Genomic DNA, 17,526 nt, shown 5'->3' on the forward strand with positions numbered 1-17,526 from the left:
TGCTTTTCAGCATCCTCCCTATGAGTTTGTCTTACTCGTATTTATGCATGTTTCGTTCGAAATATACCGTTATGATTTGTATTTTCTAGTACATAAAAAAATCGTAAATCCAAGGGTTACTTGAATTTACGATTCTATATGATTTATCGTTACCGCTCATACACACGCACATAATCAACTGCCATGGAAGATGGAAACGGTGTTGATCCGTCTGGATTTCCACCATACCAACCACCAACAGCTAGGTTGAGAATTAAATGGAAGTCTTGATCAAATGGTGCAGGGTAAGATCCACCGGTAGAATACCAGTCGTTAATCGTTTGATAGTGGTTCCCGTCAACATACCAGCGAATTTCTCCTGGCTCCCATTCTACTGCATATTCGTGATATCCCGTCGCATCGGTACCAGCAGGGAAATAGTAATCCCCAGCTTGAAATTGATTCTCCGGCCAAGGACCACCATAATGAATAGCGCCTCCTACTTTATTAGGTGTTCCCCCTGCATTCTCCATAATATCAATTTCACCAGATGCTGCCCAACCACCGTACTGGTCATTCTCAGGCATCATCCAAAAAGCTGGCCAGAAACCTTGTCCAGCCGGTAAACGCATGCGTGCTTCAAAACGGCCATAGGTTTGACTGAAACGACCTTCTGTTAACACTTTTCCTGATGTATAGCCGTATGTGCCATATTGATCAGAAACGGATTCTTGGTGCGCTTCAATAATTAATTCCCCATTTTCCACACGAACGTTCTTCGGATCATCGCTATAGTATTGTAGTTCTTCATTTCCCCAGCCAGGCAAATTCGGCTGTCCGTTGCCAATATCATGCCGCCATTTAGATGGGTCAAGCGAATTGCCGTCAAATTCATCACTCCAGACTAAGTTCCATCCTTCTTGTTCAATGGATGGTTCTCCTTGAGTCTCTTCTGCACCGGCATATGAAGTGGCGAACAAAGTGGTGCAAGCAGCTATCGATAGTGCTCCTATTACTTTCTTCATGTCATCTCCTCCTTAATGATTTAAGGTGTCTGCTTTTCGTGAGAAGTGTTTCTAGTTTTAAGTATAAAAGCTAGATGTTTCTTACACAGTTGGGAAAAAAAGAACGAGGTTGGGAAAATCCTGGCGAATCAGAATGGCTAATGTAGAAAAATGGTTTCTGTATGTTCGATCGTTAGATTTTGTAACGGACTTGTGGCTTGGATATAACAAGGTGCGCTACTATTAGTGAAACTTCCTAATAATGAATCGATAAATTTGGAAATGGTTCACCATTACTTCGTTTCCTCGTGTTGCTAGAATGAAAGAAATTCAATCAACAGCGAAAAAAAGAGGTGACTGGAATGAACTACGATATGATTCGATGTGACATGAACCATCCAGGAGATGTGACGGCTTTACAAGAGTTACTTGATACAAATCAAGTATATGCGCAGGAGATTAAAGCGATTATAGCTCAAACCGAGGGAGACGGTTATGCAAGAGGTTATGCAACGCTTGCTTTCCAACAATTATTATCAGAACGTTTAGACATTAGTCAAGAAGAGGTGTTTGCTTCCATTCCTATGATGATGATTGGAAAGACAGGCGGTTTAATGACGCCACATTTTACCCTTTTCTTAAAAAAAGAAAGTAATCAAGTAGGTGATGGCACGAAACGATTTAGCTTTGGCGTCCAGTCAACGAGACCATTACGAAAAGAAGAAATTGGAACATTAACTCAAGTCGACCTTGTACGTGAAGCAGTAGAAGTGGCTATGAAAGAAGCGAACATAGAACAGCCAGAAGATGTTAAATGTGTTGAAATAAAGTGTCCTTGGGGTGAGGGTGGAAGTTTATCAAAGGCTGCAGCTGCATTAGGCTCTGCCGTAGCACTAGGAGAAGTTGATCGCTCAAAATTAACAGAAACAAGTGTAAACCGAGATCATTCACTCTATTCTACAAAAACGAGTGTCTCTGCTGGACAGGAGCAAGTCGCAGTAAGAGTAATTGTGATGGGGAATTCAGCCACTTCTGTAAGTGAGCTAAAGATTGGTGCAGGTGTGATGGGTGATGCCCTTGATTTAGTCGGTTTGCAACAGGCATTCGAAGATGTTGGATTAAAAGCCGACGGATTTCTTACAAAAGCCCAGCAAGAAAGAGTTATACAGGTCTTTGTTAATGCTGGAGCAGATGCTCTTCCAGATATTCGTGGTCAACGTCATACCATGCATACCGATGCATTAAGTATGCATGCAGGGATTTTAGCAAAAGCCGTTGCCAATGCAGTGGTGGGAAGCTATGTTGGCGAAACAAGAATTCTTTGCTCAGCAGGTTCAGAGCATCAAGGCCCACAAGGTGCTAATCTCATTGCCCCTATCGTTCGAATTGTAGGGGGTGTAGCATGAAGACCATTCAATCAGGTTGGAAAAATTATCATGCTCACCTTGATAAAGGCTTTCTTATTCCTCCAAACCGGTACGAAGATGCGCCTGCACCGGTTCGAGCTGAGTGGACACGTGACGCGAAAGTGATGATGACGAAACAAGATATAAAACGAGCAGCAAGCCAAGCGCTAGAAAAAATGACCGTGCACGGTACTACTTACGTGCGTACCCATGTAGATGTTGATCCGTTAGTTGAGCTTCGAGGAATTGAAGCGATGCTAGAAATCAAGCAAGAATGGAAGGATCGAGTGGTTCTCGACATTGTTGCATTTAACCAAGAAGGCTTTGATCGCTTCCCAGAAACAACAGTATTGCTAGAAGAAGCCCTTAAGTTAGGTGTAAATGGCATAGGTGGTCATACGAGCATGGATAAGGATGCCAAAGCTCATATTCACAATATTTTTGCACTAGCAGAGAAGAAAAATTTAGATTGGATTGAATTTCATACTGATGAAACAGGCAATCCACAAGATTTTAATCTGCCCTACCTAGCAGATATCACGAACCGCCTCGGCTATAAACAGAAGGTAACAGCGATTCATTGTTGTTCCCTAGCGAATGTAGAGGATGAGCTGGCTGAACGAACGATTGAGAAAGTAGCACATGCTGGTATGACGGTAACAACTTGTCCAACGGCCATTGCAACGAGGAATTTAACAAGAGTAAAGGATCTGGCAAAAGCAGGGGTACCTATACAGCTTGGTTCAGACAATTTACGTGACTACTTTAATCCATTAGGTAGTGGGAACATGTTGCAATATGGACAATTGCTTGCTTACGTGCAGCGTTTCTACGAAAAAGAAGAACTCGAACAGCTGCTATCTTGGTTAAGTGCAACTCCGCTGAATCAACAGGTGGCTATAGCCATAGAGAAGCTTAATCGTAATGTGGACTACGAGGTTGATCGTCTTAGTGATTTGCTCGCAGATGTTCCGGTGATTGCGTCAACGGAAAAAACGATTTACTCATGAGAGGTGGAGGGACAATGCAAACAAAAACAGAGACAACGTGGATGAAACAAGCAAAGCAAAAAAACGTCAAACGTATACAAATACCACATTCATTGTGGGCAGGATTTACATTAATCGGTTTTTTCCTTGTTTGGCAGTTGGCAACAATGCTGTTAGCCATTCCCCAATATTTGTTGCCTTCTCCACTAATCATTTTCACACGTGTGCTAAGCGAATCACAGGTACTACTCTCTCATGCACTAACAACACTGGCAGAAGTAGGGTTAGGCTTTGCGCTAAGTGTTTCCATTGGTATCCCTCTTGCCATAGCCATTGTATACTCTCGTTATTTGGCAAACGCTCTGTACCCAATTCTAATTGCCATTCAATGTATTCCCATGGTATCGATTGCACCTATTCTGGTTATCTGGTTTGGTTATGGGTTAACAACAAAAATTTTGCTCGCTTGTTTAATCTCTTTTTTCCCTATTGTCATCAATGCTGTAACTGGTTTTCGTTCATTAGATAAAGATATGCATGATCTGGGGCGGTCAATTGGTATTTCGGAGTGGAAAAATTTCTTCTATTTACGTTTACCGAATGCTCTTCCCCATCTATTCGGAGGGATAAAGGTCGGCGTTACATTAGCAGTAGTAGGGGCAGTTGTTGGAGAGTTTGTTGCTTCAGAACGTGGTCTTGGTTATCTACAGCTCACTGCAAACGCAAGACTTGATACACCCCTTGTGTTTGCGACATTATTCACACTTGCCCTTATAGGGATGATGCTGTTTGGAGCGGTTCAATTACTTGAAAGATGGCTGATGCCTTGGTATAGCGCGAATAAAGCGGGGGGTGATCGATCGTGACAACGAGCCTCGAGCTGCAACACATCGGGAAAGTTTATCAAACAAGAACAGGTGAAGTACAAGCACTGTCTCATGTGCATCTGTCAATTGCTCCTCGTTCGTTTGTTTCCATTGTTGGTCCAAGTGGTTGTGGGAAAAGCACGGTGATGCGTATTATCGCAGGTCTTGAACAGCCTTCAACAGGATCCATTAAAAAGAATGGGGAGGATCTTAAAAACCATCGTGACGATATGGCGGTCGTGTTCCAGAAAGATGTCTTGTTAGCATGGCGGTCTGTCCTTGATAACGTGCTGTTTCCAATTGAAATAAAGCATGGGAAGAAACAAAAAAAAGCAACTGTTGATAAAGCCATGCAGCTACTGAAAAGCGTCGGGTTAGAAGGATTTGAACAGAAATACCCCCATGAATTATCTGGTGGGATGAAACAGCGAGTAGCCATTTGTCGAGCACTTATTCAAGATCCGCAGCTGCTATTAATGGATGAACCTTTTGGCGCTCTTGATGCGCTAACACGGGAGCAAATGATGTACGATTTGCTGCGCTTATCCGATACGTATCAATTTACTACCGTTTTTATTACCCACAGTATTGAGGAAGCTGTGTTTCTATCAGATAAAGTAGTTGTGATGTCAGGGCGGCCTGGTTCTATTGTAAAAGAAATTCCGTCAACACTTTCTCGCCCCCGGACTGGGGATACAAGAAAAGAATCGGAATTCACTGAACACGTCTCAGCCATCCGATCAATTTTCCAAACCCAAGGCATTTTGGCGGAAGCATAAGAAGAAGAGGAGGAAAAAGGATGAAACGGTTTATTCCTTATACAGTAGCAGGTTGCTTCCTAGGTTTTCTAGTAGGGTGTGGAAATGAAGGGGGAAGCTCTTTAGCTAAGCCTACGGTAAATGCTGACACAGGTGAAATTGGAGAGCCGGAGGTGGGAGATGTTACACTCCGCTTGAATTGGCGATTCAAAGGGGAGTTTGCTCCTTTCTATGTTGCACAAGAAAAAGGCTTCTTTGAAGATTATGGACTAAATGTCGATGTACTTGAAGGAAATGGCTCAACAAGTGTTATGCAAACAGTGGCTCAGGGGCAAGATGATTTAGGGATTACGTCTACCGTTGAACCAGCACAAGGTGTAGAAGAAGGAATGCCCATTACAATGATTGCAACATACATGAATTCTTCTCCTATAATGATTGCTTCTCACCCGGATACTCCAGTGGCAACGCCAGCCGATCTTGAAGGGAAGTCTATAGCAATGGCCATTGCTTCAACCTTCACGAATATTTTTCCTCGTTTTCTAGATCAAGAGAATGTCGATGCCACTCAAGTAGAGGCAGTGCAAGTGGAGGCTTCTGCTCGAAACGGTCTGTTTCTAGGAAAAGAAGTCGATGCTGTTGCCATCTTCTCAACAAATGAACTACCTGTATTTGAACAAGAGCTTGGCTATGAGTTGACGCCGCTTTATTTAAGTGAGTATCAATTTGATTTAGCTGGATTAACTGTGATCGGCAACAATCAGTTTTTGAATGACAATCCTAACACGGCAGCACGATTTCTTGCAGCAATGGACGAGGCATTCCGCTACACATTGGATCATGTAGACGAAGCCGTCGCCATATCTGCGGAGCGATTTCCAGATGCTGTTGATGAAGAGGTTGTGAGAAAACAATTACTGTTGCTGGAAGAGATTGCTCAGTTTGATTCCGTGCCATATGGCTGGATAGAAGAAGAAAATATTGCAGAAACATTAACGATTTTAGAGGGAAGTGGGTTAATTTCAGACAAACAGGACGCAGAAGCTTATTTTACGAATGAATTCTTTCAGCTTGATCAGTAGCGAGGTGAATAAAGTTGAGCTCCTTTCATAAAAGAGGGTTAACGATTGAGCGCCTGCTTGAGCTTGAGCCTTTGCATGGTGCTCGGTTAATAACGGGTGACCAAAATAAGCAAAAGCGCATCTCGAGAATTAACATCATGGGTTCACCAGATATTGATCAGTTTGTGCGCCCGGAAGAATTCGTAATGACAACAGGTTATTTGTTTAAGGACAATACGATTCATTTAAAAAAGCTGATCGATGCCCTTCACGACAGAGGGGTAACTGGGATGGGTATTAAAGTGGAACGGTTTATTGATGTTATTCCAGAAGATCTTTTGTGCCGTGCACGAGAGTTGTCTTTTCCAATCATTGAAATTCGACCACAAACCATTTTCTCTGATGTCGTTAGGGTAGCAATGGAAGAAGTATTTTATCAGGAATCAGAGCATCTAGTCACATTGTATCATCGCGTACAAGTCTTTATGGATCAGCTCAATCGCGATCATTCTTTACCTGATTTATTAAAAGGAATTGAACAGATGATTGGCAATCCAATTGTTGTACTCGATTTTGAGGAACAGTTTACCGCACCACTGTTTGAGCAAGTGTTAGAACCGAAAGAATGTCTCCACCTTAATCATACGTTAGAAGCAAAAGCAGGTATTGGGAAAACAACGATTTCAATAAGAGACGAATCGTTTCAATGTTACTGTGTGCCTCTTGTTTCTGAAGGTCTTATTCAATTTGTCCCTTATATAGCATGTATTGAGACGAATGTTGATCTCACTGAAGTAGATTGTATGACACTAGATAAAGTGAGTTCAATGCTGAGCATCGAGCTGACGAACCAAACAGCTAGAAAACGAATTGAACAAAAATACTTAAACCAATTTGTTAAAGAATTAGTTGTTGGAGACATTGTTTCGGATTATGACATCGACTTACGCGCCCATTCATTCGATTTAGACTTAAAAGATAAGTGGTTTCAAACGGTTATTTTAGATTTGGAGGAAGGCGTATTTTCTGATGTTACAGCATTCCAGCTTTTCTTAAAGAAAATAACGATGCAGTCGCACGGTCAAGTATTAGGTACATCCCTTGATAAAGCTTTTGTCATGCTGATCTGTGTCGATCGAAAGACAAGTATACCAATTATGCTGCAAATGATTGAAACGGCTGTACAGCGAATTGTAAAGAAAGATGGGCAGCCCCCCCTTTATCAACTTTACGGAGGAAGAGCTGTTCAATACATTGGGCACATTAAGCAAAGCTTTAATGAAGCTTACCATGTAAAGACCATCGCGAAACATAACCAGTTAACAACGTCTGTCTTGAACTATGACGACTTACATGTCTATCAGCTTTTATACCATTTGCCACAAACATCAGAAGTCGCTCATTATCTTGAAGGAATCATTGGTCCGTTACGAAGCACACGAAATGATGTGCTTTATTTCGAAACATTAGATGTGTTTTTTCAGAAAAACAAGAACGTTCGTGCCACTGCTGATGCGTTATACGCACACTACAATACAATTGTGTATCGTCTAGAGAAAATTTCAGCATTACTTGGAATCGATTTGCAAGATGCGGAAGCATGCTTAGAGCTTCAGCTCGCATTAAAACTTCGATTTACTCACTTATCTAAAGGAGGATGATGAAATGATTGAATCACGAGCATTTATGCAAAGAGGCTGGAACGTAAAGGAAAACAAAAGCGAAGGAAGAGTACATACGTATACATTTGCTGTGAAGGATGTGTTCACCATTCAAGGTCATGCGTCTAGTGCCGGGAATCCAGACTGGCTTGCTACACATGAAACAGCGACTACCCATGCTCCAGCTATTAGGCAACTCCTTCATGAAGGAGCAACCCTTGTTGGTGCGACAATAACAGATGAATTAATGTTTAGTTTAAACGGAGAAAATAGTCATTATGGAACACCCGTTAATCCTGTGGCAAATGACCGTATTCCAGGTGGGTCCTCTAGTGGATCGGCTGTTGCTGTAGCAGACGGGTCCGTTGACTTTGCACTAGGCACAGATACGGCAGGCTCGGTTCGGATTCCGGCAAGTTACTGCGGTATTTACGGTTTTCGACCTACTCATAACGCTGTTTCAATAGAAGGTGTTATTCCACTTGCTTCTCGTTTTGATACAGTTGGCTGGTTTGCCCGCTCTGCTTCTTTGCTAGAAAAAGTAGGAAGTGTCCTCTTACCTGAAAGCGATAAGCACCTAACTTCCTTTTCAACAGTATATGTTCCTGAAGAAGCATTACAACTTGTGCAGCCGAAAGTGGCGGAAGCCTTCTTAGCAGAACTAAAAGCAATGGTGGGCCATTTGCCAATCGTCTCAATCCGTTTAACAACAGATCGGTTGGACACTTACATGGAGACTTTTCGCACGTTGCAAGGCTACCAAATTTGGCAAACACATAGGGAGTGGATCGAAACGCATCAGCCAACGTTTGCTGATGATATTGCAACACGGTTTCGGTGGACTAGTACGATAACGGAAGAAGACCAAAAAAATGCAGAAAAGCAAGTAAGTACAATTAAAGCTCAGTTACAAGAACTGTTACAAAACGGTGGTTTGTTAGCAATTCCGACATCACCAGATGTGGCGCCTAAGATTGGAACGGATCCAAGTGATTTAGAAGCTCACCGCAAAAATACATTTAAATTAACGGCAATTAGTGGATTGGCCGAAATCCCACAAGTAACCATTCCTTGCTTAACCATTCATGACTTACCAGTAGGTCTGTCTTTTCTAGCAAACAAGCACAATGATTTGGCACTTTTGCAATTTGCACGAAGCGTACAAGAAAAAGAAGAGGTGTTGTTATGAAACTTGTATCTTATAAAGCGAATGATGAAGAGCAAGGAGCGATTGAAATTGGTGGAAAACTAATTCCGCTTCTTGCCTTGAACGACCACTTTCATTTTCATTATGAAACAACCGTTTTTTCCTTACTGGAAAAAGGACAATATGAGTCTCTGAAAAACTGGTATGTACATGAGGGGAAAGAAGCGCTAGCAAATCCTCATTTGCCTTTTCTAGAAGAATGGGTACCTGCCCCCCTCTATAGACACCCACGAAAAATCTGGGGAATTGGTATGAACTACAGGAAAGGTGATGAGGATCAATTTGCTTCAAATACGGTTGCTCCTGTTAGCTTTATGAAACCAGACACTAGTTTAATAGGTCCAGAAGATCTCATTCAAATACCTCCTTTATCTAATAATACGACAGCAGAAGCAGAACTGGCACTCGTCATAGGAAAAACGTGCAAAGAAGTGTCTGAAGCTGATGCACTTGACTATGTAGCTGGGGTTGCAGCCGCCCTTGACATGACTGAAGCAGACATCCACGCCGAAAACTTACGCTATCTGACTCGAGCAAAAAGCTTTAACACGTTTTTTAGCTTCGGTTCAGAACTTGTTAGTTTAGATGAATATCCATGTTTAGATGATATTTACGTTACGACACTACAGAACGGGGAGGAGCAGCATACCAATAGGATAGGAGCCATGCGATATAACCTAGCCTATATTGTTTCTTTTCATTCAGAAGTGATGACCCTTTTGCCCGGAGATATTCTCCTAACTGGTACACCTGGAGCGGTCGTCTTGCGGGATGGCGCTGTTGTAGCCTGTCGTATTAGTGGATTCAGTAAACAGTTGGAAAATAGGGCTATAAACAAAGAGGTGCATGCTTAATCTCTTATTTTTCTTAGCCATGTGTCAGAAAACAAATATGAAAAAAGACCTCATAGGAAAGCAGGTAGCTCTACTCTATGAGGTTTTTTAGAGAGAGGTTCTTCTCTGTAAGGTTGTCGGCAAAAACGTTTTTCGTTTAATTATTGACGTTTAAGAATTCGTCTTAAAAATACGTAAAGAACTATTTTTTATAGGTGATTTTTGCGACTGCATCATGCAGATGGATGGATTCTTGGTTTTGACAGGTGACCTTAAAGGCGGTTACCCAGTCATACTCATAAAGATCGGCAGCAACAAGTCTTACTAAATCTTCAACGAAGCGAGGATTCTCAAATGCTTGCTCCGTAACCACTTTTTCGTCTGGCCTCTTTAAAATGGGGTGAATCCTTGCACTAGCATTTGATTCCGCTGCTACTAACAATTCATTCTTCCAGTCTATTTTATCTTCGTCAAAGTCTTCACATAGTTCTACACTCATTTTTACTTCCCCACGCTGGTTATGAGCGCTATACTCACTGATTTCTTTTGAACAAGGGCATAGAGTCGTTACTAAACATGCTAGGGTTAATTCTGTTTTAAACCCTAGTGTTTTAGAGTAGTTAAGCGAGATCTCGATCTCAGAATGATTATGGGCTGATTGTAATGAGGTTGGCGCCTCTCTTGAATAAAACCAAGGAAAAGCAACGTGAATATGAATCATGTCTTGATTTAAACGATCAGCTAACGATCGTGCTAGATTTTTTAGTGACGCAAGAGATAAGGTTTGGTTTTGACCATTGAATTCTTCAAGGGCTGTTAGAAAACGACTCATATTTGTGCCTTTTGCATAGCGATTTAATTGTGCACCCATTGAAAAAGTTGCGACGGTTGTTTGATTGACTGGGCTTGATGTGCTTTTTATTTGTACAGGTCGTTTAACATTGGCAACCCCTACAAGATTAACGTCGAACAGAAAGTCCTTATGTGTATTTTGTAAATCCTGCATATGTTCTTTTTCAGTTGGTTTGGTTTTAACGCTTGGTGAGACTGAACCAAATAACGCATGACGCTCTGCTTTCAAAGGTATTTCCATAATAAGCGCTCAACTCACTTTCGTTCTACATTGTTTGTTTCTTAATTGTATCTACAGACATCCGTGCGTTCGAAGGTTATGTTTCTATCGTGACATTAACCATGGAGGAATCTTAATTGTTAGCCTGTCATAAGTGTATCTTACAAATCGTAAACATTACGATTTAATTATAGGATAAGTCTCTTTGGAAAAGCAAGAAAAATCTAGATTGTTCGAAGTAGAGAAAGAAATAGACTACTTGAATATGGGGAGGATATCTAGTGCTTGGATCATAACCGTTTGAAGCACAAACGGTTTTACCATTTTTTTAGCTATCTACAGGGTAAGTAGTCTGCTAATCATTCTAGAGAAACGACCATCTCAAAAAATAGTACTTCTTGCTTTCAGATGGTTTAATCCAATTCATTCAAAAGAAATAGTGAAAAAACGAGTGACAAATAAAATTAAAAAACGATCTTGACAAAGTCTATGCTAACAATATAATCTATAAAACGTAATGATTACGATTAACGTTAAAAAAGGGAAGGGTGATGAGGTTGAAGAAATCAATCATATTCGTTAGTGTTTTAGCGCTAAGCGCCACACTAGCTGCTTGTCAGGATTCAACTGAACAGACAAATAATGACACTGAATCCGAACAAGAACATACTACTGACGATTCTTCTAATGAGACTGAATCAAATGAAACAGGAGAGATTGCTATAGAAGGTTTAGGTCATCACTATCATACAGGTGACACCATCGAATTAACGGCATCAACTTCTGAAAATGTTGATTATGACCATTGGCACTGGTATACAAAAGAACCTGGTCAAACAGAATGGGAAGTAGCGTCTGGACAACAATCTGAAACATTTAGCGATGAAGCAGCGACTGATGGTTTAGAGATTAAAGCAACGCTTTATGACGATGATCACAATGTATACGCAGAGTCAGAAGTTGTAACCATCATAATTGATGATCACCACGGTCATGATGAGGAGAGTCGACAGATTTATCAAGGCTATTTTGATGATGATCAAGTGGAAGATCGTGATTTATCAGATTGGGAGGGCGATTGGCAATCCGTCTATCCATATCTTGTGAACGGTGATTTAGATGAAGTCTTTGAACATAAAGCAGAAGAAGGAAGTATGACTGCAGAAGAGTATAAAGACTACTATACAACTGGATATGAAACAGATGTAGAAAGAATTATTATTGATAATGGTCACGTTACATTCTTTGAAAACGATGAAGAATACTCTGGGGAATATGAGTATGATGGATACGAAATTTTAACTTATGAAAAAGGGAATCGTGGTGTTCGTTTTGTATACGAACTAGCTGAAGGGGATGACGAGATGCCTCAATACATTCAATTCAGTGATCATATTATTTTTCCAACACCTTCAAGTCATTTCCACTTGTATTGGGGAGATGACAAAGAGGAACTTTTCGAAGAAGTAACCCATTGGCCAACGTATTACCCGTCTGAATTAGATGCTGATGGCATTGTACGTGATCAACTAGCGCACTAATAATCTTTGAGAAGAAAAGCGTTTCGCTTTTCTTCCTATTTTTGTTTAAAAGGAGTAGCAGGGATGAATAAAAAAGTATATCGATCGATACTGGCAAGTTGCGCAGCAATAGCGGTTCTCTCCGGTTGTCAATCGCAAGACCGTCAAAACAACACTAGTGACGATTCTCAGATTTCAGTAGTAGCCTCTTTTTTACCAATGTATGAGTTTACAAAACAAGTGGCTGGTGACCGTGCGAATGTTCAATTGATGGTATCAGAAGGCCAAGATGCGCATCATTATGAACCAAGTGCTCAAGATGTTGCAACTATGAACGAAACAGATGTGTTTGTTTATAGCAGTGAGGAAATGGAATTCTGGGTTAATCGTTTATTTAATGCAATAGAAAATGATGATTTAATCGTTGCTCGTGCAGCTGATGGGCTTGATTACGGAGAGCAACATCACGAAGGGTCCGAAGAAGCTGAAGTGACGATGAACGGCATAGCAGACCACTACCATACTGGGGATAAGATCGACATCACTGCCACGCTATCGGCGGATGTAAACTTTGATCATTGGCACTGGTATCAACGAGCCAATTCTGATGAAGAATGGACAGCTTTGGCAGGGCAATATGCAGAAATATTACAGCTGGATGCTCCTGAGGAGAGTTTCGAACTAAAAGCAGTTATCTATGACAATCATCACAATGTTTATGCTGAATCAACATCTAAGGAGATTCGCATTGATAATCATGGAAGTGATGGGTCAGACCATGAAGATCATGATCATGACCACGACTATAGTGAAGAAGATAATGAGCAGGTAAATTCGAATGAAGAGATTGATATAATTGGTTTAGCAGATCATTATCATACTGGAGATGTGGTTACATTAGTTGCAGACGTAAACAATCGTACAGATTTCGATCAGTGGGAATGGTTTATAAAGGAAGAACATCACGATTGGGAAGCTGTACCAGATCAGAATACCGATCATTTTGAATACAAGACAACAGGGGAAAGTTTTGAAGTGAAAGCGGTTCTCTATGATGAGGAAGACAATGTACATTTAGAATCAGAAGCTGTTTCTGTACGAATTGATGACCACGATGATGTAGATCCTCACATTTGGCTGGATCCAGTATTGGCACAAGATCAAGTTCGCATAATTCGTGACGCATTGATTGAGGCTGATCCTGATGGTCGAAATGTTTATGAGGAAAATGCAGATGCGTTCATTGAGGAGTTAAAAAGCTTAGATGAAGAGTATCGTTCCACATTAGAAGATGCGGAAAACCGTGTATTCGTGGTACAGCATCAAGCATTTGGCTATCTTGCTGACCGCTACAATTTAGATCAAGTTGCCATAGGAGGGTTATCTACAGAAGTTGAGCCAAGCCCTTCCCGTATGTCAGAAATTGCTGATTTAGTACAAGATCATGGTGTGCCAGTTATTTATTATCAACAAGGGGCTAGCTCTGCAATTGCCCAAACTGTAGCAACTGAAACAGGAACAGATACGGCTGTACTATATGACTTAGAAGTTTTATCAGAGGAACTGCTCGAAAATGACTTAGGTTACATTGAAGCAATGCGACATAATTTAGAGTCATTGCAAATTAGTATCTACTAATCTTGTCCTAAACAGCGAGCCCATTCTAGAATAGGATTTTGGCAAATAAACTTGGTCCAGTAAATGGATAGAGTTTCTGTATCTGAATGCCTGTGTTTCACTTTTTTAACTAGAATGGTGTCCTGTACACCGTTATTGAAAAAGAAAGGTAGATAAGCATGGTCTATATTAAAGTCGAGAATCTCGCTTTTTATTATGAGAAAGAGCCCGTTTTAACAAACATTTCGTTTGAATTAAATCCAGGAGATTTCGTTATGCTTACTGGAGAGAATGGAGCTGCGAAAACAACGTTAATTCGAAACATCTTGGGTTTATTAAAACCATCAATAGGAAACGTAACGTTATCTTCTACAAACCACTTAGGCGAAAAATTACTTGTTGGGTATGTACCTCAACAAGTAGCCTCCTTTAATGTCGGATTTCCTAGTACGGTATGGGAGTTAGTTAGTTCTGGCCGTTATCAACGAGGCAAATGGTTTACAAGATTAACTAAGAATGATAAAGCCCAAGTTGAACGTTCCCTTAAATCAGTTGGAATGTGGGAAATGCGACATAAAAAGATAGGAGAGCTATCTGGGGGGCAAAAGCAACGCATATCGATCGCTCGGGTTTTTGCTACCGATCCAGATTTGTTTATTCTTGATGAACCAACAACAGGGATGGATAGTCAATCAAGAGAAGAATTTTATAAATTGCTTAAGCACAATTGTGATAAGCATGGCAAGAGTATACTAATGGTTTCACATGATCATGAGGAACTTAGGAAATATTGTAACAAACATATTGAATTAGTTCGGAAGGAGGGGTTACCTTGGAGATGTTTTTCTATGGATTCATGCAAAGAGCTTTCCAAGCCTCACTACTCATCTCATTAATCGCACCATTATTAGGTCTCTTTCTGATTTTAAGAAGACAATCTTTAATGGCAGATACGCTTGCACATGTTTCTTTAGCAGGAGTCGCGTTAGGCTTGTTGCTCAGTATTAATCCAACATGGACAAACATTTTCTTGGTAATGGTCATTGCCATTGTATTAGAGTATTTGCGAATGGTTTATCGTAGCTATTCGGAAGTCTCCATTGCGATTTTAATGTCTGCTGGAATGGCATTAGCACTATTTTTAATGAGTCTCAATCAAGGTGGTACTACACTAAACATCAATCAATTTTTGTTTGGATCGATCGTAACCATTAGTTCTCAACAAGTATGGATGCTAGTGGCATTGGCAAGTATCATTTTAATTCTATATGCTGTCCTGCGCAAAGCCATGTACGTAATGGTTTTTGACGAAGAAACCGCCTTTACAGCAGGTCTACCAGTGAAAACAATGTCTATAATGTTCAACGTATTAACTGGAGTAACGATCGCTGTTATTATGCCAATCGTTGGAGCTCTATTAGTGTCAGCAATCTTAATTTTACCAGCAGCAATTTCAATGAGGCTAAGTAAACGTTTTTCAACCACCATCTTATTAGGTATTCCTATTGCTTTAATCGGTATGCTTAGTGGTCTTTTCACTTCTTATGAATATGGAACGCCTCCAGGAGCAACCATAACGTTAATTCTCATCGTAATTTTAGGATGTGTGATTGCTTCGCAACGAGCTTTAAGATTCTTTAGATCCAGTCACAATCCACTTCGTCGTTAATTATATACGCAACCCAATGAGTTGGCGCCTATACGTCCATTCTTTGGGTTTTACTTTTTCTAAAAGCATTGTATTTTCCTATAAGGAGCAGGAGGTATTGAAACCCTTTTATGGAATTGACCGTATGAAAGGTTGAAAGAGGGTGCGATAGATGAAGCGGAATGTTGTTATTATTCTTATCATTTTTTTTATTGTTATTGGTGGCTATTCTCGTTATTTAGAGAGGGAGCCAGCACCGTCAACTGTAGGTGAAGAAATGGCTGAGCGATTTAATGAGATTACCATTGAGCAGATTGAGGTGAATCAGTACAAAGAGGGAGTCGTAAATGTAGGGTATTTACATAATCCAGATGAGATTGAGACATTGCTCCAAAAAGTCAATGCGTTAGATGTACAAAAAACGAAGCAAGTGGTGAATCAAAAAGCGAAAGACTCTTATTTGGTTTACGTAAAAGTTGATGGAGGAGGAAGTTTCTCAATGGATTTCAATGATCCGCGAGTGACGTTGCCGTCAGGTATATATACGTTACTTGGAGAGAACGAGGCGACAGCTTACATTGAAAACTTAGATTCAATTGAATGGTACCGAAATGAATAGAGGGTTAAAAGGGTCACACTGAAAAAGACAACCGGTAGGGCGTTCTTTCCAACATACGCTGTCCATATATTTTCTTATTTTAAAGAGAAAGGCCGGTCTTCTTACAAATAAAAAAAGCTTGCTCAGGGGGGAGAGCAAGCTTTATAAAGAGTAAGTATGTGGTACTATACCCATTCTGTCATGTTTTAAACCTAGAACGTTCATGTTACGTTCTTTTTTTATTTGTAGGAGTGTAGACACTCTTCCTAAAACCATTCTTTATGATTCTTAAGGTTTTCTTTTTATCTTCTTATCGTTTAGTGGGTAGACTTCTTTTTGAAGGAGTTGACGAAGATGAGAAAAAAATGGCTGGCAATTGGAATTCCTATTAGCTTAGTGTTACTAACGTATTCCTTTTTCTTTTCAACAGCTGAAAAAACATTGTTACTAGATGTAAATGAGGATAAATTAGTAATCGACTCAGGTATTGATGAGGCTGTGCCTGTTGCAAGTATATCAAAAATGATGACAGAGTATCTCATATTAGAATCAATCGAACAGGGTATTATTGATTGGAGTGACCCTGTTCAAATAAGTGGTGAGGCAGCTTCAAAAGAAGGAGCAAACATTTCTTTATCAGAAGGAGATGTTGTTCCCATTCATGATTTATATATGGCGATGCTACTCCCCTCTGCGAATAATGCAACGGTTGCGTTAGCCGAACATTTAGCCGATAGTGAAAAAGAGTTCGTGAAAAAGATGAATGAAAAGGCGGAAGAAATGGGGTTAACCAAATCTACGTTTGTTAACGCAACAGGACTAACAGAGTCAAATTCACAAAGCAATCAAATGAGTGCCCGTGATATTGCTGTGTTGGCGCAGTTGATCATTACTCGATTTCCTGAGGTTCTGCAAGATACAGCCAAGTCTTCTCATACCCTGTTATTTTCAGGTGAACGGGTTCATACAACCAATCATATGTTAACCAAATCAGACCTTGCTTTTGATGGGCTGGATGGCTTTAAGACAGGCTATACAAATGAAGCGGGATATTGCTTTGTTGGAACGGCAAGCAGAAATGGGCAACGGTTTATAACCGTTGTATTAGGAACCGAAAACGATCAGGCACGATTTGTAGAAACAAAAAAGCTCTTATCGTTTGCTTTTGGTGAGCCGTATCGTCCTCCTTTAGAAGCTTCTCTTGACAGAGAATAACCCATTTAGAAAGTGGTATGGCGTCGGTTGTTAGATGGTATGATAAAGAGAATACCAGAGCGTCGGGATCGAGTGTAAAACGATAGAGTGTT

General features: G+C 40.5%; 16 protein-coding genes. 14 read left to right on the top strand and 2 right to left on the bottom strand.

Annotation, left to right across the window (positions count from 1 at the left end):
* Window positions 1-149: 149 nt before the first annotated feature.
* Window positions 150-1,004, bottom strand: coding sequence for a glycoside hydrolase family 16 protein (locus tag E2L03_RS09530; RefSeq protein WP_038477154.1), 855 nt, complete (start codon window positions 1,002-1,004; stop codon window positions 150-152).
* 341 nt (window positions 1,005-1,345) lie between these two features.
* On the opposite strand from E2L03_RS09530, the gene E2L03_RS09535 reads away from it, so the two are divergent.
* Genes E2L03_RS09535 through E2L03_RS09570 form a run of 8 tightly spaced genes read left to right on the top strand, consistent with a single transcriptional unit; the run spans window position 1,346 to window position 9,785 of the window.
* Complete coding sequence (locus E2L03_RS09535) at window positions 1,346-2,389, top strand: ring-opening amidohydrolase (RefSeq protein WP_134259065.1); 1,044 nt, start codon at window positions 1,346-1,348, stop codon at window positions 2,387-2,389.
* On the top strand, window positions 2,386-3,399 hold the full coding sequence (locus E2L03_RS09540; protein WP_055736669.1) for an amidohydrolase family protein: 1,014 nt from the start codon (window positions 2,386-2,388) through the stop codon (window positions 3,397-3,399). Before E2L03_RS09535 ends, E2L03_RS09540 begins: the two co-directional genes overlap by 4 nt.
* A gap of 14 nt (window positions 3,400-3,413) precedes the next feature.
* The gene (locus tag E2L03_RS09545; protein WP_055736670.1) at window positions 3,414-4,244 is read left to right on the top strand and encodes an ABC transporter permease; all 831 of its coding nucleotides are present in this window, start codon (window positions 3,414-3,416) and stop codon (window positions 4,242-4,244) included.
* A complete protein-coding gene (locus tag E2L03_RS09550; RefSeq protein WP_134259066.1) occupies window positions 4,241-5,023 on the top strand; it encodes an ABC transporter ATP-binding protein in 783 nt (260 codons plus the stop codon). Before E2L03_RS09545 ends, E2L03_RS09550 begins: the two co-directional genes overlap by 4 nt.
* Before the next feature lie 20 nt (window positions 5,024-5,043).
* On the top strand, window positions 5,044-6,084 hold the full coding sequence (locus E2L03_RS09555; protein WP_134259067.1) for an ABC transporter substrate-binding protein: 1,041 nt from the start codon (window positions 5,044-5,046) through the stop codon (window positions 6,082-6,084).
* Window positions 6,085-6,098: 14 nt separating this feature from the next.
* A complete protein-coding gene (locus E2L03_RS09560; protein ID WP_134259068.1) occupies window positions 6,099-7,724 on the top strand; it encodes a PucR family transcriptional regulator in 1,626 nt (541 codons plus the stop codon).
* Window positions 7,725-7,728: 4 nt separating this feature from the next.
* Window positions 7,729-8,913 carry an amidase gene (locus E2L03_RS09565; protein WP_241741815.1) on the top strand — a complete coding sequence of 395 codons (1,185 nt, stop codon included), beginning with the start codon at window positions 7,729-7,731 and terminating at the stop codon, window positions 8,911-8,913.
* Window positions 8,910-9,785: a fumarylacetoacetate hydrolase family protein gene (locus tag E2L03_RS09570; RefSeq protein WP_124741438.1), complete on the top strand. Its 876-nt coding sequence runs from the start codon at window positions 8,910-8,912 to the stop codon at window positions 9,783-9,785. The genes E2L03_RS09565 and E2L03_RS09570 overlap by 4 nt, the downstream gene beginning before the upstream one ends.
* A 181-nt stretch (window positions 9,786-9,966) precedes the next feature.
* Here E2L03_RS09570 and folE2 read toward each other — a convergent pair whose 3' ends face one another.
* Window positions 9,967-10,857 (bottom strand): GTP cyclohydrolase FolE2, encoded by an 891-nt coding sequence (folE2, locus tag E2L03_RS09575; RefSeq protein WP_134259069.1) that lies wholly within the window; start codon window positions 10,855-10,857, stop codon window positions 9,967-9,969.
* Between the two features lie 530 nt (window positions 10,858-11,387).
* Between folE2 and E2L03_RS09580 the strand changes: the two genes are divergently transcribed.
* The 6 genes from E2L03_RS09580 (at window position 11,388) to E2L03_RS09605 (ending at window position 17,434) form a co-directional block, all read left to right on the top strand.
* Window positions 11,388-12,377 carry a ZinT family metal-binding protein gene (locus tag E2L03_RS09580; RefSeq protein WP_134259070.1) on the top strand — a complete coding sequence of 330 codons (990 nt, stop codon included), beginning with the start codon at window positions 11,388-11,390 and terminating at the stop codon, window positions 12,375-12,377.
* A 63-nt stretch (window positions 12,378-12,440) separates the two neighbouring features.
* Complete coding sequence (locus E2L03_RS09585) at window positions 12,441-13,994, top strand: metal ABC transporter solute-binding protein, Zn/Mn family (RefSeq protein WP_134259071.1); 1,554 nt, start codon at window positions 12,441-12,443, stop codon at window positions 13,992-13,994.
* 158 nt (window positions 13,995-14,152) lie between these two features.
* A complete protein-coding gene (locus tag E2L03_RS09590) occupies window positions 14,153-14,869 on the top strand; it encodes a metal ABC transporter ATP-binding protein (RefSeq protein ID WP_038477179.1) in 717 nt (238 codons plus the stop codon).
* Complete coding sequence (locus tag E2L03_RS09595; protein ID WP_166740259.1) at window positions 14,806-15,642, top strand: metal ABC transporter permease; 837 nt, start codon at window positions 14,806-14,808, stop codon at window positions 15,640-15,642. Before E2L03_RS09590 ends, E2L03_RS09595 begins: the two co-directional genes overlap by 64 nt.
* A gap of 151 nt (window positions 15,643-15,793) precedes the next feature.
* Complete coding sequence (locus E2L03_RS09600) at window positions 15,794-16,240, top strand: hypothetical protein (protein ID WP_055736679.1); 447 nt, start codon at window positions 15,794-15,796, stop codon at window positions 16,238-16,240.
* Window positions 16,241-16,573: 333 nt separating this feature from the next.
* Window positions 16,574-17,434, top strand: a complete 861-nt coding sequence (locus E2L03_RS09605; RefSeq protein ID WP_134259072.1) for a D-alanyl-D-alanine carboxypeptidase family protein — start codon at window positions 16,574-16,576, stop codon at window positions 17,432-17,434.
* Window positions 17,435-17,526: the final 92 nt, after the last annotated feature.

This window comes from Shouchella oshimensis, from assembly GCF_004375095.1.
Lineage (GTDB): Bacteria > Bacillota > Bacilli > Bacillales > Bacillaceae_D > Shouchella > Shouchella oshimensis.